The following is a 25,054-nucleotide window of genomic DNA, read 5'->3' as shown; positions in this document are numbered from 1 at the left end:
TGCGTGAATCCGGAACAGATTTGTCATAGGTCGCGTTTACCCTGGCACTATGGCTTTTGCTACCGAACACCCGATTCTCGCGCACTCCGAGCACCGTCCTGTCGGCGCCGTCGAACGTACCGAGGGTCGATTCGAGGTGGTCAGCGAGTATGAGCCCGCAGGTGACCAGCCCAAAGCCATCGACGACCTCGAACGTCGTATCGGGGCGGGGGAGCGCGACATCGTCCTACTCGGCGCCACCGGCACCGGTAAATCCGCGACCACCGCGTGGTTGATCGAGCGGGTCCAGCGCCCGACGCTCGTGATGGCACCGAACAAGACACTTGCTGCGCAGCTCGCCAACGAACTTCGAGAAATGTTGCCGCACAACGCTGTCGAGTACTTCGTCTCGTACTATGACTACTACCAACCCGAGGCGTACATCGCCCAGACCGACACGTACATCGAAAAGGACTCGTCGATCAACGACGACGTCGAACGCCTGCGGCACTCCGCGACGTCGAGTCTGCTGTCACGGCGCGACGTGGTGGTCGTGGCATCGGTGTCGTGCATCTATGGCCTCGGCACGCCGCAGTCCTACCTCGACCGTTCGGTCGAGGTGGAGGTCGGCGACGAGATCGACCGCGACGCACTGCTTCGATTGCTGGTCGACGTGCAGTACACCCGTAACGACATGTCGTTTACCCGCGGAAGCTTCCGTGTCCGCGGCGACACCGTCGAGATCATCCCGTCGTACGAAGAGTTGGCGGTGCGGATCGAGTTCTTCGGCGACGAGGTCGAGGCGCTCTATTATCTGCACCCACTGACCGGTGATGTGGTCAGACAGGTTGACACGCTGCGCATCTTCCCCGCGACGCACTATGTCGCGGGACCTGAGCGCATGGAGAAGGCGATGACGAGCATCGAGGAAGAGCTCGAGGCGCGCCTGGCCGACCTCGAGGGCAAGGGCAAACTCCTCGAGGCGCAGCGCCTGCGCATGCGCACCAGCTACGACCTCGAAATGATGAGGCAGGTCGGGTTCTGCTCGGGCATCGAGAACTACTCGCGCCACATCGACGGCAGGCCGGCGGGCAGCGCCCCCGCAACGCTGATCGACTATTTCCCCGACGACTTCCTCCTCGTGATCGACGAGTCGCATGTGACGGTCCCGCAGATCGGCGGCATGTACGAGGGCGACATGTCGCGCAAGCGCAATCTGGTCGACTTCGGGTTCCGGCTACCGTCCGCGGTCGACAACCGTCCGCTCACCTGGGACGAGTTCGTCGGTCGTATCGGGCAGACGGTCTATTTGTCCGCGACGCCGGGCGCGTACGAACTCGGCCAGTCCAACGGAGAGTTCGTCGAGCAGGTGATCCGCCCGACCGGGCTGGTCGATCCGCAGATCGTGGTGAAGCCGACCAAGGGGCAGATCGACGACCTGGTTCACGAGATCCGTGATCGCACAGAGCGCGACGAACGCGTGCTGGTGACGACATTGACCAAGAAGATGGCAGAAGATCTCACCGACTACCTTCTCGAACTCGGTATCCGTGTGCGCTACCTGCATTCCGAGGTCGACACGCTACGAAGGGTCGAGTTGCTGCGGCAGCTCCGATCGGGTGAATACGACGTGCTGGTCGGTATCAACCTGCTGCGCGAGGGACTCGACCTTCCCGAGGTGTCGCTCGTCGCGATCCTCGACGCCGACAAGGAGGGATTCCTGCGGTCGACGACATCGCTGATCCAGACTGTCGGGCGTGCTGCCCGTAACGTCTCGGGTGAGGTGCACATGTACGCCGACACGGTTACCGAGTCGATGCGCAACGCGATCGAAGAGACCGAGCGTCGTCGTGAGAAGCAGGTGGCCTACAACAAAGAACACGGCATCGACCCGAAACCACTGCGCAAGAAGATCGCCGACATCCTCGATCAGGTGTACCGCGAAGCGGAGGATTCGGCAGTCGACGTCGGTGGCTCCGGCCGCAACGCCAGCCGTGGACGGCGAGCGCAGGGAGAAGTCTCGAAGGCGAAGGGCGGCTCCGCGGGGGTCGTCGAGAAGCGAGATGTGGGATCGATGCCACGAGCCGAGCTCGCCGATCTCGTCGCGCAACTCACGGAGCAGATGATGAGCGCGGCTCGCGATCTGCAGTTCGAACTCGCCGGAAGGCTGCGCGACGAGATCGCAGATCTGAAGAAAGAGCTGCGCGGCATGGATGCCGCCGGAATCAAGTAGTTGGCACTCCCCATTGGGACGTTCGTCCCACTCGGGTGCGCGGTGTAGCGATCGCCGTGATCATCGGACAAATGTTGCGTGGCACACTATCCTGCCGATTCAGGTGACTCTAAAGTTGTCGTGATCGATGAAGTCCGCGAATGTGCGGAATCAGACATGTGTGGAGGTCAGGGATGGGCGCTTACCAGACGATCGTCGTCGGAACGGACGGATCGGAATCGTCGTTGAAGGCGGTCGATCGCGCGGGTGCGATCGCGGGCGATTCGAAATTGGTGATCGCATGTGCATATTTTCCGAACGATCGCGGCGCCGGTGAGGCTGCGGACGTCCTTAAAGACGAGGCTTATCAGGTGACCGGAAGTGCCCCGACCGACGAGATTCTGCGTCGGGCGAAGGAGCGGGCATCGAAGTCGGGGGGCACGCAGATCGTGGCACGCCCGGTGAAGGGCGCACCCGTGGATGCTCTGCTGCAGTTGGTCACCGATGTTCAAGCTGATCTTCTCGTCGTCGGCAATCGTGGACTGAATTCGATTGCGGGACGTCTGCTGGGTTCGGTGCCGGCCGACGTCGCGCGTAAGTCTGCGTGCGATGTGCTGATCGTGCACACCACCTAGTTCGCTTCTCCTCGAAACCAACAGCCGGGCAGACGGATTCGTCTGCCCAGCTGTTGCGCGTGTGCTGGTGGTTCGACGTATGCCGCCGTGATGAAAAGTCGTCGTGATGAAAGCCGTCGCGATGTGCTGTGGGGAGCGTGACTCCCGATCCGCCGTGGTCACTGCTGCGTCCCTGCCCTTTTCACTATAACGCGAGGTAGGGGCCTTGCCGCAAGGCCCCCATCCGGGTGCACAATCGGTGATTCCGCCCCCCGCCCAGCCTTTTTCGGAGTCGCCCAGTGCCCGCAGTGACCGACCATGTCTTCAATCTTCCGCCCGAGTCACCGAAATCCGTCCCGACTCGTATCGAGAGCGACGTGCGCCATTTCGAGGACACCACTGCATCCCTCGCCGGCACGGTCGATGCGCTCTCAGCCAGGCTCGACGCCGCGCGCAGGGCAGAGGGTGGAGGTGGGCAGCGCGCATCGGATCGCGACCTCGAGATTCATCAGTTGACCAGCCGTCTGCGGACGCTGCGTCGCTATGGCCTCGACCTGTGCATCGGCCGGATGACGCTGATCGACGAGCCTGACCCCGTCTACATCGGTCGCGTCGGGGTGACCGATCAGTCGGGCCGCCAACTGCTCGTCGACTGGCGGACCCCCGCCGCTGCTCCGTTCTTCAACGCGACCGCGGCGCAGCCGATGGGCGTGCGTTCCCGCAGACGCTACCGATGGACGCGCGGGCAGATCACCGACTACTGGGACGAAGTGTTCACCGCGGACGCCGCCGACGATGGGGTCTGGCTCGACGGCGATTCGGCGCTGCTCGCAGGCCTCTCCGCGAGCCGTTCGCCACGCATGCGTGACGTGTTGTCGACGATCCAGGCCGACCAGGACGCCATCATCCGCGCCGACTCGGCAGGCGCGCTGGTCGTCGACGGCGGCCCCGGCACCGGAAAGACCGTCGTCGCGCTGCATCGCGCCGCTTACCTGCTCTACTCCGACGCGCGGCTCACGCGCGGACGTCTGCTGATCGTCGGACCACACGAGCAGTACCTCTCGTATGTCGCCGATGTCTTGCCGAGTCTCGGTGAAGAAGGCGTGCAGACGTGCACGTTGCGCGATCTGGTCGCCGAGGGCGATACCGCGGTGCGAGAGGCCGACGATGTGGCGGCGGCACTGAAGTCGACGGCGGGGATGGTCGACGCGATCGAGACGGCGGTGCGGTGGTACGAGGAACCGCCGACGGAACCGCTTCTTGTCGAGACCGAGTGGGCGGATGTGACTCTGCGGCGGCGGGATTGGGCCGAAGCATTCGCGGCGCCCGAGGCCGGCATGCCACACAACGAGGCGCGCGGCGCGATCTGGCAATACCTGGCCGAGACGGTGCGGCGACGCATCGGCAACGATGACCTCGACCTGGACGACGTGCAGGAATCGTTGCGGCGCAACGACTCTCTTGCGGCGGCAGTGGGGCGCGCGTGGCCGATGCTCGACGCGACGGATCTCGTCGGCGACCTGTGGTCGGTTCCCGCGTTCCTCCGAATGTGTGCGCCGTGGTTGGCGCCGGATGACGTGCGACGGCTCCAGCGCGAGCGTCCGGATGCGTGGACCGACGCCGACCTCCCGCTTCTCGACGCCGCGCGCAACCGATTGGGAGACCGCAGTGCGGACGATCGGCGTCGCCGCCGGTCCGCCGCGCTGCGAGCCGAGCGCCGTCGTATGGACCTCGTCGTCGACGACCTCATGGCGTCGACGACCTACGACGACGGCGAGGGCCTGATGTCGATGCTTCGGCAGAAAGACCTGCGCGACGTTCTTGTCGACGATTCGGCCGCGCCGGACATCGAGCCCGGCACCTTCGACGGGCCGTTCGCGCACATCATCGTCGACGAGGCGCAGGAACTCACCCCGGCGCAGTGGCGAATGGTGCTGCGGCGCAACCCGTCCGGAAGCATCACGATCGTCGGCGACAGGGCGCAGGCGCGGGCGGGGTTCGCCGAGTCGTGGTCGGAACGGCTTCGCAGCGTCGGATGCCGGGACGTGCGCGTCGAGTCGTTGTTGATCAACTATCGAACGCCCGCCGAGGTCATGGAGGCGGCCGAGCCGGTGATCCGAGCTGCCATACCGGATGCCAACGTGCCGTCGTCGATCAGGGAATCGGGACTGCCCGTTCGACATGCCTCGCACGGTGACCGAGATGTGATCCTCGCCGAGTGGCTCGCGCGCAATGACGAGGGCGTCGCGTGTGTGATCGGTGATCCGGACTTCACCAGCACGGGCCGGGTGCGCGCACTCGATCCGATCACTGCGAAGGGCCTCGAGTTCGATCTGGTCGTGGTTGTCGAGTCCGAGGTCTTCGGCTCGGGGATCACCGGGGCCGTCGACCGCTACGTATCGATGACTCGTGCGACCCGCGAACTCGTCATCCTGCACCCCGAGGGCGACCATACGGGCGATCAGGATGAGCGATCAGGAGTGTGACGGGCGTCGTCGAAAGCCGTTCAGCGACGCGGCATGTCGTCGAGCTCTGTTGGCAGCGGGTCGGCGTTGACCACGACGAGGCGCTGCGTGCTGCGGGTCAGCGCGACGTAGAGATCGCTGTATCCGCGCGGCGACTGAGCGATGAGTGCGCTCGGTTCGACGACGACAGTCGTGTCGAACTCGAGCCCTTTACAGGTGGTGACCGTGTGGACGCGGGGGAGCTCGTCGACGCCGAGTGTCGTCGGGTCGAGGCCGGCGACCAACTGCGAGGTGGCGTCGAAGAGGCTGTCGGGCACCACGATTCCGGTCAGCCCGCGCAGTTCCGGTCGCGTGGCCTCCTCGATCGCAGTCGCGACGAGCTCGGCAGTTGACACCGAACGGGCATACGGATCGATTCCGTTGCTGCGCAACGAGGTCGGCGGTGTCAGTGAATCGCCGACGTGCGCCAGGACGCGCGCGGCGTAGGTCATGATCTCACTCGGCGTGCGGTAGTTGACGGTCAGCTCGCGCAACTGCCAACGGTTCGCGACGTAGGGTGTCAGTACCTCGCTCCACGACGTCGTGCCCGCAAGGTCGCCGGTCTGTGCGGTGTCGCCGATGATGGTCATCCACCGGTTCGGGATTCGGCGCATCACCATGCGCCACGCCATACCGGACAACTCCTGGGCTTCGTCGACGATGACGTGGCCGAATGTCCAGGTGCGGTCGTTGAAGGCGCGCTCCGCGGTGGTCGCGCGTTGTACGTCGGTCTGGCGCGCGGCGAGTTGCTCTGCGTCGATCAGGTCGTAGGCCATCAGGATCTCCGGGTCGAGTTCGTCCTCGAGATCCTGTGGTGCCGAGCCGGTGAGGATGTCGAGCGCATCCTGGGCGTCGGCGAGTTGTCGACGCCACCGCTCGCGTTCGGCACGTTCGGCCTCATCGGTGCCGTAGCCGACGAGTTCGGCCAGTTCGTCGAGCAACGGAACGTCGGCGGGAGTGAACTCGTCGCTCTCGCTGCCCTTTTCCGCTTTGCCGACTGGCCTGCGGCGTGCCCGGTGGAGCGCTGCGCGATCATCGTCGGACCAGCCCGGCGTGGCCTTGCGGATGGCGGCGGGGTCGTCGTAGAGGTCGCGGAGAACGTCCGTCGGAGTGAGCGTCGGCCAGAAGGCGAGCACCGCCTCACGGATATCCGGATCGCGACCCATGTCGTCGCGAATGTCCTTGAGGTCGGCGGGCGTGAGGAGTTGCGACCCGTCGAGCAGACTGGCGCCGATCGCCGCCGAGTGTCGGGCGGCGAGTGCGTCGAGTGCCGAGCGCAGGAATACCGGCTGCGCCTGGTTGTGCGCCCTGCGCGACCCGCGGGCCGCCGTACGCGCTGCCTTGACGAGTGCACTGTCGATTTCGACCCGGTAACCGTCGAAGTCCACGGATACCGGCTTGGTCGGCAGCGACTCGTGTGCCCGAACCGTGCGCTTGAGCACGTCGAGCATCTGTAAGCGCCCCTTGACCTCTCGGGTGCGTCGAGGTTCGTCGGCGGTCGCGGTGACGCCGGGGAAGAGCTCGCCGATCGTCGCGAGGAGCACTCCGGACTCACCGAGCGAAGGCAGCACCTGGCCGATGTAGTCGAGGAAGTCGCTGTTGGGGCCGATGATGAGGATTCCACTGCGCGAGAGGATGTCTCGATGTGTGTACAGCAAGTATGCGGCGCGGTGGAGCGCCACGGCGGTCTTGCCGGTGCCGGGGCCGCCCTGGATGACCGTGACGCCGCGGTGCGGTGACCGGATGATGAGGTCCTGCTCGCGCTGGATGGTCTCGACGATGTCGGTCATCTCGCCGGTACGTGCGGCGTTGAGGGCAGCTACGAGCGCGGACTCGTTGACCACGTCGCCGTGCGCTGACTCGTCGATCGAAGCCTCACCCGCGGTGAGGAATTCGTCGTTGACCTCACGGACGCCACGATTTCGCGTGCGGATGTGTCTGCGGCGAGCGACCTCTTCCGGCGCTGCAGGCGTTGCGAGGTAGAACGCTCGCGACAGGGGCGCCCGCCAGTCGAGAAGCAGTGTCGTGTCGCCGTCATCGTCGTCGAGGACTCCGATGCGTCCGATCCGCCGGGTTTCGCCGTCGTCGAGGTCGAGGCGGCCGAAATACAGATTGTGTTCGGCGGCATCGTATTTCGCGAGGTCGTCGACGTACATGCGTTCGTAGGACTCGCGTTCGGACAGCGCCTGCGGGGTTCCCGCGGACTCGCGCAGGGTTGCGGCGAGTCGACGACGGGTGTTGGCACGCATCCTGTCCAGACGCCCGTACACGGCGTCGAGGTGTGTCTGTTCCTCATCGATCCGGGGATCGGTGCGTTCGGTGTGTGTCGGCGAGGTACTCATCGGATCTCATCGTCGGGTTCGGCGTGCGTACCGAATGCGGTATGTGCGGTGCTGTCGGGATGGTGGGGTGCGGTGTCGCGGCTGAGGCCGTCGGGACGGCACTGTCCGCGGCTCTGGATGCGCCGTGTCAGATCCTTGCCCGCTGTCAGATCCTTGCCCGCGTCGGTGTCGCCGAGTCGCGCGCAGACGATCGCGGGCGGCTCCGCCAGCGACGGGTCGTCGAGCGCTTCCGCAAGGTGCGCGAGGACTGCGGACTGGGTCGAGAAGGGGAGCGGGGTCGAGCGTCGATCGGTGAGGATTCCGTGTCGTGATGCGTATATGGCGAACTCGCGCACCGGCATCGGTGAGCGGAGGGGAGCGGAGTCGACGTCGTCGAGGAGTTCACGCAGGGGATGAGAAGTCGTGGTCACTGTCAATCGATGGTAATTGGGTTCGGTGCGGTCGAGTGCGGCGAGTTGGTCGTTGTCGAGCCAGAACGCCGTCAGAGGTGTGTTGGCGCCGGGGGACGCGAAGGGAGCTGCCGGAATGTATCCGCGGGCCGACACGTGGCCGGAATACCCGACAGCGATACCGCTCACGACGACGCGGGCAGGACGGATGTCGACGCCGCCCACATCGGCGAGCTTTGTGGTCAGCACCGCGCGTGATGCGTTGGAACCGACGGCAACCATGAGCGTGCGACCTTCGTGGCGCATCTCCAGAGGGGCGTAGTCGGTGTCCGCGACCCACGGATAGTGCTGTGGCGGAAACGCGGCGGACCCCATGCGCCCGCTCGGAGTCTGTTCCGAAGGCGATGGGGTCCGCGCGTAGAGCGAAGGGGTCAGGACCGGGCCTTGCGCCAGCGCTTCTTGCTGTCGGCGACGGCTGCGTCGGCCTTGTCGCCTGCGGTCGACACCAGTTCCTTGGCCGACTCTGCGAGCTCTGCGGAACGCTCCCGCGCGGCTTCGGCGAGCTCTGCGGAGCGCTCCCGAGCGGCTTCTGCGATCTCGGGGGCGCGGTCGCGCACCTTGTCGGCAAATTCTGTGGAGCGCTCGCGTGCCGTCTCAGCGATCTCGGGGGCGCGGTCGCGCACCTTGTCGGCGAACTCCGCCGAACGCTCGCGGGCGTTTTCTGCGACGACGGGCGCACGGTCGCGCACCTTGTCGGCGAATTCCGCCGAACGCTCGCGGGCGTTTTCTGCGACGACGGGCGCACGATCGCGGAACTTCTCCGCGGCCTCGGCAGAACGCTCTCCCAACTTGTGCGCGTCCTGCTTGAGGAGACCTGCGGCCTCGCTGGACTTCTCACCGAGCGTCGACGCGGAATCCTGTGCGTGCTCGCGGATCGAATCCCACGCTGTGGTGCTCGCCTTCGCGCCGAGTGGCAGGGCCGCGAGTGCGGCGTCGGCCTTGCGTCGACCACGCCACGCGAGCGAGGGCTTGCCCTCGGTGTCGGCCGCCGAGATCAGCAGGCCGCCCATCAGGCTCAGGTTCTTCAGGAAGTGTGTGCGCTGCATACTCCGCGCAACCGGGTCCGACTCTTCCCAGAAGGGATGGCCGGCGAACGTCGTCGGTGCGAGGGAGCCCGCCAGAACGGCCGACGCGAAGCGTGGGAACTTGCCCGTCGCAAGGAGGACACCGCTCGCGAGTTGGATGCCGCCGTTCACTCGGACCAGCGTGACCGGATCGGTGGGGATGACGGAGGTGACCTCGTCCGGCAGCACACCGACGGTGCTCTCCACGAAGGGCTCCGCGATTTCTGCTCGCTTCTGCGGGTGTCGCAGGGCGTCATAGCCGGAGACGATGAACACCGATGCGAGCATCGGTCGGGCAATACGGCGGAGGATCATCTTGTTGACACGGTCCCTTCGGAAGTCACTGTGTTAGTCGGTCACTGTGCTTTTCGTTTACTGCGGCTCTTCGGTCACTGCGTTGGTCGATCACGCGTTGGACTGGGGTCGGCGGCGCTCTATCGAGGCTACCCGTCCGGTGTCGGGGCGCTCGGCGGAGTTGATGATCTGGCGCAAGTGTTGTGCGTGTAGGCCGATTCTCACCAGCCGCGTTCGCGCCATTCGTCCAGCGACGGGCGTTCGGTGCCGAGGGTCGTGTCCTTGCCGTGGCCGGGGTACACGACGGTCGAGTCGGGATAGCGCTCGAAGAGCTTGGTCTCGACGTCGTCGACGAGAGTGTCGAAGTCGCCTGGCGCCCAGGTCTTTCCGACGCCGCCCGGGAAGAGGGAATCGCCGGTGAACAGGTGGACGACGCCGCTTGCGGGATCGGTGAGTGCCAGCGCGATCGATCCGGGCGTGTGGCCGACGAGGTGGATTGCGTCAAAGGTCAGGTCGCCGACGGTCAGCACGTCGCCGTCGTCGAGGAGGATGTCGGGGGTCACGGGCAGTTCGGGAGCGTCGATCCTGCCGGCCGCGGTCGGCGCTCCCGTCGCTGACGCGACGTCGGCAAGTGCCTGCCAATGGTCGTAGTGCTGGTGCGTGGTGAAGATCGTGCGCGGGGTGCCGTCGAGTTCGTCGAGCACATCGCGAATGGTGTCCGCATCGTTGGCGGCGTCGATGATGAGTTGGTCGCCGGTCGCGACACTGGTGACGATGTAGACGTTGTTGTCCATGGGCCCAACGGAGATCTTCACGATCGAGGCGTTGCTCAGTGTGCGGCGCTGCGGGCCGGTCTCGGACAGATCGCCGGTGTATTCGTCGGTGATGGTGAGGTCGGACGAGGTCATGAACTCAGCGTAGCCACGCAGGTCGACGCGGTGGACGAGGATGGGAACACCTGGTGGGCCGCGTATCGTTGACAAGTGTTGTGACGCCGCCTGGAGACCGCCGGCTCGGCGTCGAGATTTCTTGTCGGTGGCTGCCGTTATGGTGAGCCGCGGACACGCCCAACGAGACAGACACGCCCAACGTGACATCGGTCGACGATCGGTGCCCAGCGGCGGCCGGATGCGCGGCGATCCCGCGCAGGGGCTGGCCAAGACGTATGGACCAGCCAAGACATGTGGATAGGACAGTAGTGGTTGATCGTTTGATCGTCCGTGGTGCCCGCGAACACAACCTTCGCGGTGTCGATGTTGATCTGCCCCGCGACAGCCTCATCGTGTTCACCGGACTCTCGGGTTCGGGGAAGTCGTCGCTGGCTTTCGACACGATCTTCGCCGAGGGCCAACGACGCTACGTGGAGTCGCTGTCTGCGTATGCGCGGCAGTTCCTCGGGCAGATGGACAAGCCCGACGTCGACTTCATCGAAGGACTCTCGCCCGCGGTGTCGATCGACCAGAAGTCGACGAACCGCAATCCTCGGTCGACGGTCGGCACGATCACCGAGGTCTACGACTACCTGCGCCTGCTCTACGCACGCGCCGGCGTCGCACACTGTCCGATCTGCGGTGCCGAGATCGCCAAGCAGACACCTCAGCAGATCGTCGATCAGGTGCTCGCCATGGACGAGGGCACCCGCTTTCAGGTCCTCGCGCCGGTCGTCCGCACTCGTAAGGGTGAGTTCGTCGACCTCTTCGCCGAACTGCAGACCCAGGGCTTCTCCCGTGCGCGCGTCGACGGCAAGATCCATTCGCTGACGGACCCGCCCAAGCTCAAGAAGCAGGAAAAGCACGACATCGACGTCGTCGTCGACCGGCTCGTCGTGAAGCCGAGCGCCAAGCAGCGTCTCACCGACTCGGTGGAGACGGCCCTGCGGCTTGCCGATGGCATTGTCGTCCTCGACTTCGTCGACATCGAGGAGAACGATCCCCACCGCGAACGTCGATTCTCCGAGCGCATGGCGTGCCCGAACGGACACCCGATCGCCATCGACGATCTCGAGCCGCGGTCGTTCTCCTTCAACTCGCCGTACGGCGCATGTCCCGAATGCGACGGCCTCGGGATTCGCAAGGAGGTCGACGAGGACCTCGTCGTGCCCGATCCCGACCTCTCACTCTCCGAGGGCGCCATCGCCCCCTGGTCGACCGGACACAACGCCGACTACTTCCTGCGACTCATGTCCGGTCTGGCCGACGAGATGGGATTCGACGTCGACACCCCGTGGAAGAAGTTGCCCGCCAAGGCGCGGAACGCGCTGCTCAACGGCAGCGAGCACCAGGTGCACGTCAAGTTCCGTAACCGGTACGGACGGACGCGCTCGTACTACACCGAGTTCGAGGGTGTCATGGCGTTCCTCAACCGCCGCATGGACCAGACCGAATCCGAACAGATGAAGGAACGGTACGAGGGGTACATGCGCGACGTTCCGTGCCCGGTCTGTCAGGGTGCGCGGTTGCGTCCGGAGATCCTCGCGGTGACGCTCGATCACCCCGAATACGGACCGAAATCGATCGCCGAGGTGTCGGCGCTGTCGGTGGCCGACGCCGCGGGCTACCTGGGCGGATTGAAGCTCGACAAACGCCAGGAGGCGATCGCCGGCCGCGTCCTCAAAGAGGTGCAGGCACGCATCACGTTCCTGCTCGACGTCGGACTCGACTATCTGTCGCTGTCCCGTGCCGCAGGGTCGCTGTCGGGTGGCGAGGCGCAGCGAATCCGTTTGGCCACTCAGATCGGTTCGGGTCTCGCCGGTGTCCTCTACGTCCTCGACGAACCGTCGATCGGACTGCACCAGCGCGACAATCGTCGACTGATCGACACCCTCACGCGACTGCGCGATCTGGGCAACACGCTGATCGTGGTCGAACACGACGAGGACACGATCCGCGCAGCCGATTGGATAGTCGATATCGGACCGCGCGCGGGCGAGCACGGCGGCAAGGTGGTGCACTCCGGTAGCTACAAGGATCTGCTGAAGAACCGCAAGTCGCTGACGGGCAACTACCTGTCCGGCCGCGAGACGCTTCCGGTCCCGCCCATCCGTCGGCCGATCAACAAGAACCGCCAACTCACCGTCGTGGGGGCGCGCGAGCACAACCTGCGCGGCATCGACGTCTCGTTTCCGCTCGGCGTGCTCACCGCTGTCACCGGGGTGTCCGGATCCGGAAAGTCGACGCTGGTCAACGACATCCTTGCGACGGTGCTCGCCAACAAGCTGAACGGTGCGCGTCAGGTACCGGGCAGGCACACTCGCGTGAACGGCCTCGGCAACCTCGACAAGCTCGTGCAGGTCGATCAGTCGCCGATCGGTCGGACACCGCGCTCGAATCCGGCGACCTACACAGGCGTCTTCGACAAGATCCGCACGCTGTTCGCAGCGACGACCGAAGCGAAGGTGCGCGGCTACCAGCCAGGACGGTTCTCGTTCAACGTCAAGGGCGGACGCTGCGAGGCGTGTCAGGGCGAGGGAACCATCAAGATCGAGATGAACTTCCTGCCTGACGTCTACGTTCCCTGCGAGGTGTGTCACGGTGCGCGGTACAACCGCGAGACCCTCGAGGTGCACTACAAGGGCAAGACCATCTCGGAGGTTCTCGACATGCCGATCGAGGAGGCCGCCGACTTCTTCGAGCCTGTCACCTCGATCCACCGCTACCTCAAGACGCTCGTCGACGTCGGCCTCGGATACGTCCGTCTCGGACAACCCGCACCGACACTCTCGGGCGGTGAGGCCCAGCGCGTCAAACTGGCCGCCGAACTGCAGAAGCGGTCGGCAGGCCGAACCGTCTACATCCTCGACGAGCCGACGACCGGCCTGCACTTCGAGGACATCAAGAAGCTCCTCGACGTGATCAACGGACTGGTCGACAAGGGCAACACGGTGATCGTGATCGAGCACAACCTCGACGTCATCAAGACTGCCGACTGGGTCATCGACATGGGACCAGAAGGTGGAACGGGCGGTGGCACGGTGATCGCCGAGGGGACTCCCGAAGACATTGCGGAGACACCGGGAAGCCACACCGGGAAGTTCCTCGCCGACGTGCTCGAGACAGGGGAGCCGGTCGCGACTGCCGGCTGATTCGTGTTTGCCCGCGGTCCCGATCAGCCGGTCTCGTCCAGCCGATCTGGTTCAGTGCAGTGATGCTGCGATCAGTGACACGCCCAGCAAAGCGACGACGGCGTTTCCGGCGATGATCGTGAGTCGACGGCCGCTGCCGGTTATCCGAGTACCGGCGGCCGCCCCGGCGATCGCCAGAACCGCCTGCCACAGCAGGGAACCGAGGCCGACCCCGGCCACGAATAGTGCTGCGCCGCAACCACTTATGTGGCCCCCGCTCGGCAAGGCGACAGCTGGTACGGCAATGGATGCGAAGTAGATGAGCGTCGCCGGATTCATCGCGGTCAACCCGACGAACATGAGGTAGCGGTGCCCCCTCGTCGACTGGGCACGGCTCGACGTCGACTGGGCACGGCTCGACGCCGAGTGTGCGCGGAATATGGCGTGCGCCGCCACGAGTAAGAGCACGCTGCCGCCGACGATGCCGGGATACGGGCCGAGACGGCTGATGAACGGTGCGATCGCCGCTCCGAACGTTGTGGCCGCGGCGGCGTAGACGGCGTCGACCGTCGCGACCCCGGCCGCGGCCTCGAGTGCACTGCGCACACCGCGCTCCGCTCCTTCGAGCATGAGCATCACACCGATCGCACCGAGCGGCATCGCAATACCGAAACCCGCCACGAGACCGAGTGTGAGTGCGTGGATCACCGACATCTGACCACCATCGACCGCGGTTGATGACGATGCCTAAAAGATGTCGCTTCGACTGATATCTTTTCGATGTGGACCCGATCGACCGACAGATCATAGAGGCACTTCGCCATGATGGTCGCGCATCGTTCAGTGCGCTCGGTCGGCTTGTGGGGCTTGGAACCAACAGTGCCGCAGCGCGGGTGCGACGCCTCGAGCGCGACGGTGTCATCCTCGGCTATCGCGCGGTGATCAGCACCGATGACGCACCGTCACCGGCCGGGATCGAAGCGTTCATCGACGTACGGCTGCACCCTGATCGCGACTCGGAGGAGTTCTTGCGGTGGGCGCAACGTGAGGCGATGGTGCGCGACGCGGTCCACGTGACCGGCCCTTACGACTACCTGCTGCAGGTATCGGTGGCCGACACCGCGGGACTCGACAGACTGCTTCGGCGGCTCAAGAGCGACGCCGGTGCCGCGCAGACCCAGACGCGCATCGCGCTGCGGCCGGATCACTGACTGGGTTCGCCGCCGGCGCGAGGTTCGCCGAGGCCGGGGGAGAAGAGTGGTGGGGAGTGTCAGTGCCCCATGGACTTTCGGATCTCGTCGAGCTTCTTCTTCGCGGCCTCGTCGCGCTTGCGCATCATGTCGTCGACGCCCTGGCCCTCGGGCGTGCCCTCAGCCAACTCCTGGGAACCGATCGCGGTCGAGATGCGCTTCTCGATCTTGTCGCGGACGAAATCGAAACTCGGCACACCTTGCTCGCTGTAGTCGGGATCGATGTGCCCGGGGCTCGAGATGGTCGTCGAGCCGGGAAAGCTGGATCCGGGAGAGGCGGTGTCGACGACTTCCGTATCCAGGACCTCGGCGTCGATGATCTCTCCGACGGGCTCTGTGCCGCCGGCCGAGGAGGTCGTCCGTGTCGGATCGGCCGGGTCGTGGTCGTGCGCACCTTCGGAGGTCATGGATTCAGGCTAGCCCGCATACGAAACGACGGACGCCGCGCTGGTCACAGAATGACCCGCACGACGTCCGTCGAGGGCTGCAGAGTGGTCTGGTGACGCGAAGCCGTCAGCGAGGGGAGTAGGTGAGGCAGTTCGCGGTGTCGGAACTCTCGCCTGCACCGATACGGACCGCAGTGGCCGTGCATTCGAGATTCGCGTTGTGCTCGCAGTCGACCCGCTGGCATGCACCGACCTGGGTGGAGACGCGGTCGAGGCCGCCGCGAGTTGTCAGGGGGATGAACGTCGCGCAGTCGGCAGTGCCGTTGGTTCCGCTGACGTTGATCGCGAACGCGTGGCAGCCGTCGTGGTTGTAGGAACACTCACTGACGGTGCATTCGGCGACATGTGGCATTTCGAGCGTGGCCATCGTGAACTCCTGGATCGAGGTTGGCGGGCGGGTATCTGCCCTGCCTTCCAATCTAGGTGAGTCCGTTGACCCTTTCCAGCAAGCAAAGGCTCGCCTGACCTGCTGAAACGTTAGGTAAGCGCTACCTACATCGCGGTGAATTCGCGGCCAACGAGAGCGTCACCGACGACGGTCTCGAACCGGTCCGGTGTACTTCTCGCCGGGGCCCTCGCCTGGCTCGTCCGGGTATGCGCTCGCGTCGCGGAACGCCAGTTGCAGTTGCTTGAGTCCGTCTCGGATGGGAGCGGCATGAACGCCGAGATCCGGTTTGGCTGCGTCGACGAGTCCGGCCAGTGCGGTGATGAGTTTTCGGGCCTCATCGAGATCGGCGTCGTCTTCGGATGCCCCCGGCGCCAGGCCGAGCTTCTCCGCCGACGCGCTCATCAGCATGACGATGGCCCGGGTCACGACCTCGATCGAGGGAATGTCGGCCATGTCACGGACGTTGTCATCATCGTCTGTGGAAGTAGTCACGTCCGGACGCGCGGAATCGTTGTTCGGAACGCCGGTGAGGTCGTCACCTGCATCGTCGCCCGAAGGCGAATAGGTGTTCTCGGGCATGACTGCTAGACTTCCATAGCACGACCGCCCCGGTTGGCGCCGGGGTCGCAAGTGGAGTTCCGCTCCCACCGCTACGACGCGTCGAATATGTGCGCTTGCCGCACACGCGATTCACGCAGTTGTACGGTCCGGTCCTGCCGATGGGCGTGGTCTTTCCACGCCGTCGGCGATGCGCATCCAATGGTGTGCAGACCGGTCGGTATCGGAGCCCTGACGATGGTGAACACCATCTCGGGGCTCTTCTGCTGAGAGCCCCTTTCCATGCGCGGCCACCGACCACTCCGCGACGGCCACCCCTGTCAGGTTTTATCAAGGAGGCCCCATCAGCACTGAGACCCGCATCAACGAGCGCATCCGCGTACCGGAGGTCCGACTCGTCGGACCGAATTCGGAGCAGGTGGGCATCGTGCGTGTTGAAGATGCGCTGCGCCTGGCCTACGAGGCCGACCTGGACTTGGTCGAGGTCGCACCCGACGCCCGTCCGCCGGTGTGCAAGATCATGGACTACGGCAAGTTCAAGTACGAAGCAGCGCAGAAGCAACGCGAGTCGCGTCGCAACCAGCAGTTGACCGTCATCAAGGAGCAGAAGCTCCGGCCGAAGATCGACGACCACGATTACGAGACCAAGAAGGGTCACGTCATCCGGTTCCTCGAGGCAGGCTCGAAGGTGAAGGTCACCATCATGTTCCGCGGCCGCGAGCAGTCGCGACCCGAACTCGGATACCGACTGCTGCAGCGCCTCGGAAACGACGTCGCCGATTACGGCTTCATCGAGACCTCGGCCAAGCAGGACGGCCGCAACATGACCATGGTCCTCGCCCCGCACAAGGGCGCGAAGACCCGCGTGAAAGCGCAGCAGACTCGTGACGACCGCGCGCCCCGCCAGCAGGGCGCCAAGGACGACACGGCCAGCTAAGCCGATGCGGTCCGTGAGAACGGACCGTCGGAGAACCACTGCGGACGCATACCGCACCCGACAACCGCGGGTGTGGCTTGCGTCCGCTCGAATGAAGGAAAGAACATGCCGAAGAGCAAGACCCACAAGGGCACAGCCAAGCGCTTCAAGGTGACCGGCAGCGGAAAGATCGTCCGCCAGAAGGCCAACCGTCGCCACCTCCTGGAGCACAAGTCCTCTCGCCGTACCCGTCGTCTCGACGGCATCGCCGTGGTGAGTGAGAACGACGCACCGCGTATCAAGCGACTGCTCAACCGCTGACGCACCCGACCACCACATCTGACGAACAAGAGGAACTGACATGGCACGCGTGAAAAGGGCTGTCAACGCCCAGAAGAAGCGTCGTTCGACGCTGGAGGCCTCCAAGGGATACCGCGGGCAGCGCTCGCGCCTGTACCGCAAGGCCAAGGAGCAGCAGCTCCACTCGATGACTTACGCCTACCGGGACCGTCGCGCCCGCAAGGGTGAGTTCCGCAAGCTGTGGATCGCGCGTATCAACGCTGCGTCCCGCGCCAACGACATCACCTACAACCGCTTCATCCAGGGCCTCAAGGCCGCGGGTGTCGAGGTTGACCGCAAGGTGCTCGCCGACATCGCCGTGACCGACCCGGAGGCCTTCACCGGCCTCGTCGAGGTTGCCCGCAAGGCACTGCCGGCCGACGTCAACGCTCCCGCAGCCTGAGCGTTCACATCGAACACGTCGCACACGACCCGCGAGTGATCACGGACATCATCTGATGGAGATCTTGTCCGAACGATCCTCGCGGGTCGTGTCGTATGCAAAGCTCCATCGGGCGTCGGTACGACGGTCCGAGGGAAGATTTCTCGTCGAAGGCGCCAATGCGGTTGCCGCCGCTCTGGAGAGTGGTCGGGCAGTGCAGATCCTGGTCCGCGAGAGTGACGCCGACCGGCACGCCGAGATCCTCGGCGCCGCATCCGGCGCAGGCGTCGACGTCGTCGGATTGTCGGATCGCGCCGCCGAAAAGCTTTCGGAAGCGACGACGCCGCCCGGAATCTTCGCTCTCGCCGAGCTCCTCGACGCGTCCCTCGACGACGTGCTGTCGTCCGGTCCGCGCCTACTGGCGGTGGCCGTCGAGCCGCGTGAACCAGGTAATGCCGGGACGCTGATCCGCACAGCCGACGCGATGGGCGCCGACGCCGTGCTGTTGCTCGGCGACGCGGTTGATCCGCACAACGGGAAGTGCGTACGCGCGAGCGCGGGCAGCGTCTTCCATCTGCCGATCGTTCGGGAACGAGACGTCGACGCGGCGCTGTCGTCGGTGAGGTCGGCGGGCATCACGATCCTGGCGACGTCGGCCGACGGTGAGCTCGTGCTCGACGACGCCTCAGACGTCCTCGCCGAGCCGACCGCCTGGCTGTTCGGCAACGAAGCCCACGGGTTGTCCGCACCACTCGCGCAGTCGGCCGACCACCGGGTGTCCATTCCGATCCGCGGTCGCGCCGAGAGCCTCAATCTCGCGTCGGCGGCGTCGATCTGTCTCTACGAGAGCGCACGAGTACAAGCCCGCTAGGTTGTAGCGCAGCTCACGCCTCGGCGATCACTTTGATCCTGGCGAGAGTGGCAGGAATTCCCTCAGCCGCCGCGACGAGGCGAATCCTCATCTGGTCATCGGCGTCGTCGCCGTACTTCTCGCGGAAGAATACTTCGCCGGTGTCAGAGAAGGCGGTGTACTCGGTGAGCCGTGTGCTGCCGTCGCCGACGGCTTCGACGCGATAGCCCCACCTCGTTCCGCTGGTTCCGATCGTCCATTCGAAGCGAGTGCCGGGCTCGTCGACGGTCACGGTCGAGACGGTCGACCACTCGCGGACCGGCGTGCGGTTGTGACCGGTGAAGGTCGCGCCCGCACCGCGTGCGGAACTGTCCCACTCACACGCGTGGCACTGTTCGCTCCACTCTCCGGTGCGTGTGACGTCGCTGATCAGCGCGTACACGTCCTCCGGGCTGCGCTCGACGACAACGGAATCTTCCAGTGTGTATCGCATGGGTGTCGAGTCTAGGGCGACGGGCGGCACCGGCTGATCGAGTTGAAACGCATACGCGTGCTGAGTAGTTGCACCCATGATCGAAAGGGCATGTCGGCGAAGACTTCTCGGAGTGCGAAACCACTCAACCCTGACTCCCTCTGTCGCAGAACTCGACGCGCTGACCGGCAACCGCGATCGCGTCGTCGATCTCATCCGACTCACCTCGCTGGTCGTCGTGATCGCCGGGCATTCGCTCATGCTGACGGTGTCCGTCGACGACGGTCGGCTCGTCCTCGGTAACACCCTCGCCGACGTTCCGCTTCTGCAACCGATGACCTGGCTGTTCCAGATCCTTCCGCTGTTCTTCTTCGCAGGCGCCGCGGCGTCGACCTACGGGTGGCGTCCAGGCACACGTCCCGGCCACTGGCTGTTGCGTCGGGTCCAGCGACTTCTGCGGCCGGTCGGGTGGTATCTCGTGGTCGTCCTGATTGTTTACGGGGTGTCGACGCTGGTCGGTGCCGCCGCCATCGCCGACGTCGTGGCGCGCCTGGGAGTTCAGTTGCTGTGGTTTCTCGGCGCCTACCTGTTGGTGCTCGCGGTGATGCCCATGCTCCAACGACTCTCGTCGCGCCGGGCTGTGCTGTCAGCTCTGGCGGCCGCGTGGCTGGTGACCGCGGTCGTCGACGCCCTTCGGATCGCCGTCGGTGCGTCGAACAACGTCGGTTACGTCAACTTTCTCAGCGTGTGGATCATCCCGGCGATCCTCGGCGTCGCGTATGCGAAACGCCTGTTCTCGATGGTCGAAGCCGCAGTGCTGTGCGTGACCGCTCTGGTCGTCGACATCGCGCTGGTGGCCCTCGGTCCGTACGAGATGTCGTTGGTGACCGTCCCCGGACAGCAACTGTCCAACATGAGTCCGCCGAGCCTGCTACTCGCTGGTCACACTGTGGTGCTGTGTGCGCTGGTCATCGCGTTGCGCGCGCCACTTGCACGAGTCGCCGCCCGCCCACGGGTCTGGTGGTGGGTCGTGCTCGGCAACCGAGGTGCGATGACGTTGTATCTGTGGCACCTTCCGGTGTTGGGTCTCATCATTGGCCTCTCCGCGCTGTGTGGATTGCATAGAGATCCCCACGCCCTGCTGTTCTGGCCGACGGTTCTCGCGACCACCGCATGCCTGCTCGCGCTGATGATCCCGGTGACCGGAGTGCTGCTCGTCCTGGAGAACCGTCCGGTGCCGTGGTGGGACGCGCAGGTCGTCGGTGGGTGGAGTGCACGACGCGACACCCTCATCGTGGGGCTCCTGGTCGTCGTCGGTGTGACGACGCTGCTCCTGGCCGGTTCGGGAATCGTCGCCGGCTGGATCTGGTTGGTGATCGGCGTCGCCGCCGCGATGGCCGCTCGATCACTGGGTCGAGCACCTGCGAGCTCCCGACGCTGCTGAGCCGGGCGGATCGTGGATGATCGATCGGCGCGGGTTCGTGGGGGCGTCGAGGTAGGGCCCCAGGACGGTCGACTAACCTTGACGAGGAAGTATCACGGCCTCTGACCGGCGCATTGCTGATCTGCTCTCGTCCTCGAGGTGGTCGTGATGGGTTCCGTCATCCGCACCAGCAAGCACTAGGAGACCGCCGACCGTGGCCAGCTCTGCCGACGATCAAGCGCAGCCAACGTTCCCCAGCACCGAGGAACTCGACGCCGCGGCCGACGCCGCCGCTGCGGCATTCGCTGCGGCCGCTGATCTCGATGCGCTCGCGGCCGCCAAGACCGCGCACCTCGGCGATCGTTCGCCGATAGCGCTCGCTCGTCGCGCGCTCGGTTCGCTGCCGAAGGACCAGCGATCCGAAGCAGGCAAACTGGTCAACCAGGTTCGTGGGCGGGTCAATGGGGTCCTCGACGGCCGGACGGCGCAGCTGCAGGCCGAGCGCGACGCCGCGGTTCTCGCCTCCGAGTCGGTCGACGTCACGCTGCCGAGTCGTCGACGTCCCGGCGGTGCACGCCATCCCATCACAGTGATCTCCGAGCAGGTCGCCGACGTTTTCGTCGGTATGGGCTGGGAGATCGCCGAGGGACCCGAGGTAGAAACCGAGCACTACAACTTCGACGCGCTGAACTTTCTCCCGGATCATCCGGCGCGATCGATGCAGGACACCTTCTACATCGCGCCCGAGGGATCACGTCAGGTTCTCCGGACCCACACGTCACCCGTGCAGGTGCGTTCGATGCTGTCGCGAGATCTCCCCATCTACGTTGCGTGCCCCGGCCGGACATTCCGCACCGACGAGCTCGACGCCACGCACACGCCGGTCTTCCACCAGATCGAGGGCCTCGCCGTCGACAAGGGACTGACGATGGCTAATCTGCGCGGCACGCTCGAGGCGTTCGCTCGCGCGCTGTTCGGCCCCGAGACCACGACGCGTATGCGCGCGAGCTATTTCCCCTTCACCGAGCCGTCGGCCGAGGTCGACGTCTGGTTCCCCGCCAAGAAGGGCGGTGCGGGCTGGGTGGAATGGGGCGGCTGCGGCATGGTCAACCCGAACGTGTTGCGCGCCAGCGGAATCGACCCCGACGTCTACTCCGGGTTTGCGTTCGGGATGGGACTCGAACGCACTCTGCAGTTCCGCAACGACATCTCGGACATGCGCGACATGGTGGAGGGCGACGTCCGCTTCAGCCTTCCGTTCGGCCCGGCGGCCTGAGCCGGTCGACGCCGCAACCCGCACCGATTCCACTCGATGAAAGAAGCTGATTGACCGATGCGTGCACCGCAGTCCTGGTACACCGAGGTACTCCGTGCCGGCGACCCCACCTGGTCGGCGACCACTGAGGAGATCGACGCTGGTTTCGTTCGCGTCGGCTTCGAGATCGAAGACATCGAGTCGTTCCCCGAGATCACCGGCCCGCTGGTGATCGGGCGCGTCGAGCACATCAAGGAACTGACCGAGTTCAAGAAGCCCATTCGCTTCTGCCAGGTCGAGGTTGGGGAGTCGGAACCCCGCGGAATCGTCTGTGGTGCACGCAATTTCGCGGAGGGTGACCTGATCGTCGCCGCTCTGCCCGGAACCGTACTGCCCGGGCCCTTCGAGATCGCGTCCCGCAAGACGTACGGACACATCTCCGACGGCATGATCTGCTCGGTGTCCGAGCTCGGTATCGGCACCGACCACAGCGGCATCCTCGTCCTGGCGCCCGGTACCGCCGAGCCCGGCGCCGACGCCCGCGAGGTCCTCGGACTCGACGACGCCGCGATCGACGTCAACGTCACCCCTGACCGTGGCTACGCGTTCTCGATCCGCGGACTCGGCCGTGAGCTGGCGAGCAGCTTCACCGTGCCGTTCGTCGATCCCGGTACCTCCGTCCCCGCCATCTCGGTGTCCGACGGTGCGCCCTGGCCGGTGGCGATCGAGAAGGATTCCGGCGCAACCCGATACACCGCGCGCCTCATCGAGGGCGTCGACCCGACTGCCATCTCGCCGTGGTGGATGCAGAAGCGCCTCATGGTCGCGGGGGTCCGCCCGATCTCCGCGATCGTCGACGTCACCAATTACGTGATGCTCGAATTGGGGCAGCCGCTGCACGCCTTCGACGCAGACAAGTTGTCCGGGACCATCACCGTCCGCAACGCGCGGTCGGGCGAGAAGCTGACAACCCTCGACGGTGTCGTACGCGACCTCGATCCCGAGGACGTCGTCATCGCCGACGACAGCGGCCCCGTCGCGCTGGCAGGTGTCATGGGCGGCGAGAGCACCGAGGTGGGCCCGCAGACCACGCGCGTCCTGCTCGAGGCGGCGACCTTCGATCCCGTCCGTGTCTTCCGGACCGGGAAACGGCACAAGCTCACGTCGGAGGCGAGTAAGCGGTTCGAGCGCGTCGTCGACCCGGAGATCACCGCCGCAGGTTCTGACCGCGGAGCCGGACTCATCGTCGAACTCGCGGGTGGTGCCATCGCGTCGCCACTGGCCGAGGAGCGGATATCGCTTCCGGCGACCGCGCCCATCACGATCTCTGCCGACGAGCCCGACCGCACTGCCGGGGTCACCTACCCGGCCGGCACCACCGCAGCTCGGCTCGTCGAGGTCGGCTGCACGGTCACCGGCACCGACCCGCTGACCGTCACGCCACCGTCGTGGCGACCGGATCTGCGTCAGCGCGCCGACCTCGTCGAAGAAGTCTTGCGGCTCGAAGGTCTCGAAGACATTCCGGCCGTGCTCCCGTCTGCTCCTGGCGGACGCGGGCTGACGCCAACCCAGCGTCGACGCCGCAGCATCGGTCGCACGCTCGCGCTCGACGGTTACGTCGAGGTACTGCCTTTCCCGTTCATGCCCGCGGGCGTCTTCGACACCTGGGACCTGTCCTCCGACGACGTTCGACGCCGCACGGTCAAGGTGCTCAACCCGCTCGAGTCCGACCGGCCGGAGCTGAACACGACGCTTCTGCCCGGGCTGTTCGAGATGGTCGCCCGGAATATTGCTCGCGGCCAGCGCGACCTGTCGCTGTACACGATCGGACAGGTCGTCTTGGCCACCGACCACATGCGCCCGGTGGCCGAACTCGACGTGACCCGACGCCCCACGGCCGAGGAGATCGCCCAACTCGACGACTCGCTACCCGCTCAGCCACTGCACGTCGCGGTTGCGCTGACCGGGCTGCGTGATCCGGCGGGCCCGTGGGGTCCTGGCAGGCCCGGTGACTATCTCGACGCCTTCGAGGCTGCTCGTGAGATCGGCGTCGCAGCCGGAGTCGACGTCACGTTGGTGGCCGACACCTACGCGCCCTGGCATCCGGGTCGGTGCGCGGCCGTCGTCGCCGACGGTCGGGTCGTCGGACATGCCGGCGAGCTCCATCCCGCGGTGCTCGAACGTGCGGGGCTGCCGAAGCGGATGTGCGCCGTCGAGATCGACGTCGACGCGTTGCCGCTCGACGCGTCATTGCCCGCTCCGCACATCTCCGTGTTCCCGGCGGTGCTGCAGGACGTCGCCGTTGTGGTGTCGGACGGCGTGCCCGCGGCAGAGGTCGAGGCGTTGCTGCGCGAGGGCGCCGGTGAGCTGCTCGACTCCATCGAGCTCTTCGACGTCTTCACCGGTGAGCAGGTGGGCGAGGGCAATAAGTCGTTGACCTTCGCGCTGAAATTCCGGGCAGGCGATCGGACCCTCACCGAAGACGAGGCGACCGCGGCCAAACTGGCTGCCGTGGCCCGCGCGACCGAGGGCGTCGGCGCTCGCCTTCGATAGTTCGGGACGTCGATACCCGGCCACATCAGGCGACGGCGACCGGTGTGCTGTTCGACGCCTCGCTGTGCTCTCGCACGCCACGCGCGGTCAGCCAGACGCCCAGCGCAAGTTCCCATAGCGCGATGGGGGCGGCGGCGAGCGCGCCGATCGGCGACACCTGTGACACAAGGCCGAGGATCGTCGCGGTCGCCGACGCGAGCAGGAGCGGCGCGCCGATGATCCCGACTGCGGGAATGGCACGTGGAACCAGTCGGTTCGCGTACAGCACCGGAGCCAGCAGGAGTGCATTGACTGCCGGTAGTAAGCCGGGACCGAGGAGGAACGCGCCATCGTGAAGTGCGACGAGCGCGTCGTCGACTCCTGACGGTGTACCGGGGTCATCCCGGATCTTGACGAGTGCCAGTACAGCCACCACTCCCATCAACACGAGCGTCGCTTCGATGGTTCGCGACGCGAGGAAGCCTCGTGCGCGGGCGTCGTTGTGGCGTCGAATGATGGGGTAGAGCGCAATGGCGGTGCCGACGCAGCTCACGGCGAGGATGACCTCCAGCACGCATCCGAACTGGGCAGCGGCCACCGATGCGTCGGGATCGCCGTCGAGAAAGGGCTTCTTGAGAGCGAGAGCCGGAATCGACGTCGCGAAGGTGACTAGGTACCAGATACCGGCCCACCGCGCCCGGGCTCGGTCGTTCGACTCGACCATG

Annotated in this window: 21 protein-coding genes and 1 pseudogene; 12 read left to right on the top strand and 10 right to left on the bottom strand. The window is 65.7% G+C overall.

Features of this window, described 5'->3' with window-relative positions; all coding sequences use genetic code 11:
- Window positions 1–49: 49 nt before the first annotated feature.
- From uvrB to helR, 3 genes are all read left to right on the top strand, one after another.
- Window positions 50–2,212, top strand: coding sequence for an excinuclease ABC subunit UvrB (uvrB, locus tag A5785_RS13330; RefSeq protein ID WP_049698144.1), 2,163 nt, complete (start codon window positions 50–52; stop codon window positions 2,210–2,212).
- Window positions 2,213–2,385: 173 nt separating this feature from the next.
- Window positions 2,386–2,826 (top strand): universal stress protein, encoded by a 441-nt coding sequence (locus A5785_RS13325; RefSeq protein ID WP_049698143.1) that lies wholly within the window; start codon window positions 2,386–2,388, stop codon window positions 2,824–2,826.
- Window positions 2,827–3,104: 278 nt separating this feature from the next.
- Window positions 3,105–5,291: an RNA polymerase recycling motor ATPase HelR gene (helR, locus tag A5785_RS13320; protein WP_049698142.1), complete on the top strand. Its 2,187-nt coding sequence runs from the start codon at window positions 3,105–3,107 to the stop codon at window positions 5,289–5,291.
- A 20-nt stretch (window positions 5,292–5,311) separates the two neighbouring features.
- Here the strand turns inward: helR and A5785_RS13315 are convergent, their stop codons facing one another.
- The 4 genes from A5785_RS13315 to A5785_RS13300 form a co-directional block, all read right to left on the bottom strand.
- The gene (locus tag A5785_RS13315; RefSeq protein WP_049698141.1) at window positions 5,312–7,651 is read right to left on the bottom strand and encodes a HelD family protein; all 2,340 of its coding nucleotides are present in this window, start codon (window positions 7,649–7,651) and stop codon (window positions 5,312–5,314) included.
- Window positions 7,648–8,415 (bottom strand): hypothetical protein, encoded by a 768-nt coding sequence (locus A5785_RS13310; protein WP_049698140.1) that lies wholly within the window; start codon window positions 8,413–8,415, stop codon window positions 7,648–7,650. The genes A5785_RS13315 and A5785_RS13310 overlap by 4 nt, the downstream gene beginning before the upstream one ends.
- A gap of 56 nt (window positions 8,416–8,471) precedes the next feature.
- Window positions 8,472–9,479, bottom strand: coding sequence for a DoxX family membrane protein (locus A5785_RS13305; protein ID WP_049698139.1), 1,008 nt, complete (start codon window positions 9,477–9,479; stop codon window positions 8,472–8,474).
- 200 nt (window positions 9,480–9,679) lie between these two features.
- The gene (locus tag A5785_RS13300; RefSeq protein WP_049698551.1) at window positions 9,680–10,366 is read right to left on the bottom strand and encodes an MBL fold metallo-hydrolase; all 687 of its coding nucleotides are present in this window, start codon (window positions 10,364–10,366) and stop codon (window positions 9,680–9,682) included.
- 290 nt (window positions 10,367–10,656) lie between these two features.
- Here A5785_RS13300 and uvrA point away from each other — a divergent pair, with 290 nt between their 5' ends.
- Window positions 10,657–13,539, top strand: coding sequence for an excinuclease ABC subunit UvrA (gene uvrA / locus A5785_RS13295; protein ID WP_049698138.1), 2,883 nt, complete (start codon window positions 10,657–10,659; stop codon window positions 13,537–13,539).
- 51 nt (window positions 13,540–13,590) lie between these two features.
- On the opposite strand, the gene A5785_RS13290 is transcribed toward uvrA, so the two are convergent.
- A complete protein-coding gene (locus A5785_RS13290; RefSeq protein WP_049698137.1) occupies window positions 13,591–14,232 on the bottom strand; it encodes a LysE family transporter in 642 nt (213 codons plus the stop codon).
- 68 nt (window positions 14,233–14,300) lie between these two features.
- Here A5785_RS13290 and A5785_RS13285 point away from each other — a divergent pair, with 68 nt between their 5' ends.
- Window positions 14,301–14,729 carry an Lrp/AsnC family transcriptional regulator gene (locus A5785_RS13285; protein WP_049698136.1) on the top strand — a complete coding sequence of 143 codons (429 nt, stop codon included), beginning with the start codon at window positions 14,301–14,303 and terminating at the stop codon, window positions 14,727–14,729.
- Window positions 14,730–14,788: 59 nt separating this feature from the next.
- Here the strand turns inward: A5785_RS13285 and A5785_RS13280 are convergent, their stop codons facing one another.
- From A5785_RS13280 to A5785_RS13270, 3 genes are all read right to left on the bottom strand, one after another.
- On the bottom strand, window positions 14,789–15,175 hold the full coding sequence (locus A5785_RS13280; protein WP_152930025.1) for a hypothetical protein: 387 nt from the start codon (window positions 15,173–15,175) through the stop codon (window positions 14,789–14,791).
- 106 nt (window positions 15,176–15,281) lie between these two features.
- On the bottom strand, window positions 15,282–15,581 hold the full coding sequence (locus A5785_RS13275) for a DUF1540 domain-containing protein (RefSeq protein WP_005208919.1): 300 nt from the start codon (window positions 15,579–15,581) through the stop codon (window positions 15,282–15,284).
- Window positions 15,582–15,740: 159 nt separating this feature from the next.
- On the bottom strand, window positions 15,741–16,181 hold the full coding sequence (locus tag A5785_RS13270) for a DUF1844 domain-containing protein (RefSeq protein WP_005208917.1): 441 nt from the start codon (window positions 16,179–16,181) through the stop codon (window positions 15,741–15,743).
- Between the two features lie 261 nt (window positions 16,182–16,442).
- Between A5785_RS13270 and infC the strand changes: the two are divergent.
- The 4 genes and pseudogenes from infC to A5785_RS13250 all read left to right on the top strand — a co-directional run bounded on the left by infC (window position 16,443) and on the right by A5785_RS13250 (window position 18,668).
- A pseudogene (gene infC / locus A5785_RS13265) lies at window positions 16,443–17,097 on the top strand (translation initiation factor IF-3).
- A gap of 105 nt (window positions 17,098–17,202) precedes the next feature.
- Window positions 17,203–17,397, top strand: coding sequence for a 50S ribosomal protein L35 (rpmI, locus tag A5785_RS13260; RefSeq protein ID WP_005208912.1), 195 nt, complete (start codon window positions 17,203–17,205; stop codon window positions 17,395–17,397).
- Window positions 17,398–17,437: 40 nt separating this feature from the next.
- On the top strand, window positions 17,438–17,818 hold the full coding sequence (gene rplT, locus A5785_RS13255) for a 50S ribosomal protein L20 (RefSeq protein WP_049698135.1): 381 nt from the start codon (window positions 17,438–17,440) through the stop codon (window positions 17,816–17,818).
- Window positions 17,819–17,873: 55 nt separating this feature from the next.
- A complete protein-coding gene (locus A5785_RS13250; RefSeq protein ID WP_197494435.1) occupies window positions 17,874–18,668 on the top strand; it encodes a TrmH family RNA methyltransferase in 795 nt (264 codons plus the stop codon).
- 13 nt (window positions 18,669–18,681) lie between these two features.
- On the opposite strand, the gene A5785_RS13245 is transcribed toward A5785_RS13250, so the two are convergent.
- Window positions 18,682–19,140 (bottom strand): SRPBCC family protein, encoded by a 459-nt coding sequence (locus A5785_RS13245; RefSeq protein WP_049698134.1) that lies wholly within the window; start codon window positions 19,138–19,140, stop codon window positions 18,682–18,684.
- Between the two features lie 112 nt (window positions 19,141–19,252).
- On the opposite strand from A5785_RS13245, the gene A5785_RS13240 reads away from it, so the two are divergent.
- The 3 genes from A5785_RS13240 to pheT all read left to right on the top strand — a co-directional run bounded on the left by A5785_RS13240 (window position 19,253) and on the right by pheT (window position 24,350).
- On the top strand, window positions 19,253–20,563 hold the full coding sequence (locus A5785_RS13240) for an acyltransferase family protein (RefSeq protein WP_331436053.1): 1,311 nt from the start codon (window positions 19,253–19,255) through the stop codon (window positions 20,561–20,563).
- 193 nt (window positions 20,564–20,756) lie between these two features.
- The gene (pheS, locus tag A5785_RS13235) at window positions 20,757–21,818 is read left to right on the top strand and encodes a phenylalanine--tRNA ligase subunit alpha (RefSeq protein ID WP_064866878.1); all 1,062 of its coding nucleotides are present in this window, start codon (window positions 20,757–20,759) and stop codon (window positions 21,816–21,818) included.
- 57 nt (window positions 21,819–21,875) lie between these two features.
- On the top strand, window positions 21,876–24,350 hold the full coding sequence (gene pheT, locus A5785_RS13230; RefSeq protein WP_064866876.1) for a phenylalanine--tRNA ligase subunit beta: 2,475 nt from the start codon (window positions 21,876–21,878) through the stop codon (window positions 24,348–24,350).
- A gap of 25 nt (window positions 24,351–24,375) precedes the next feature.
- Here pheT and A5785_RS13225 read toward each other — a convergent pair whose 3' ends face one another.
- The gene (locus A5785_RS13225; RefSeq protein ID WP_064866875.1) at window positions 24,376–25,053 is read right to left on the bottom strand and encodes a DUF4386 domain-containing protein; all 678 of its coding nucleotides are present in this window, start codon (window positions 25,051–25,053) and stop codon (window positions 24,376–24,378) included.
- Window position 25,054 lies beyond the last annotated feature (1 nt).

Source organism: Gordonia sp. 852002-50395_SCH5434458 (assembly GCF_001665905.1).
GTDB classification, from domain to species: Bacteria; Actinomycetota; Actinomycetes; order Mycobacteriales; family Mycobacteriaceae; genus Gordonia; species Gordonia jacobaea.
This window is presented reverse-complemented; position numbering and strand designations above follow the sequence as displayed.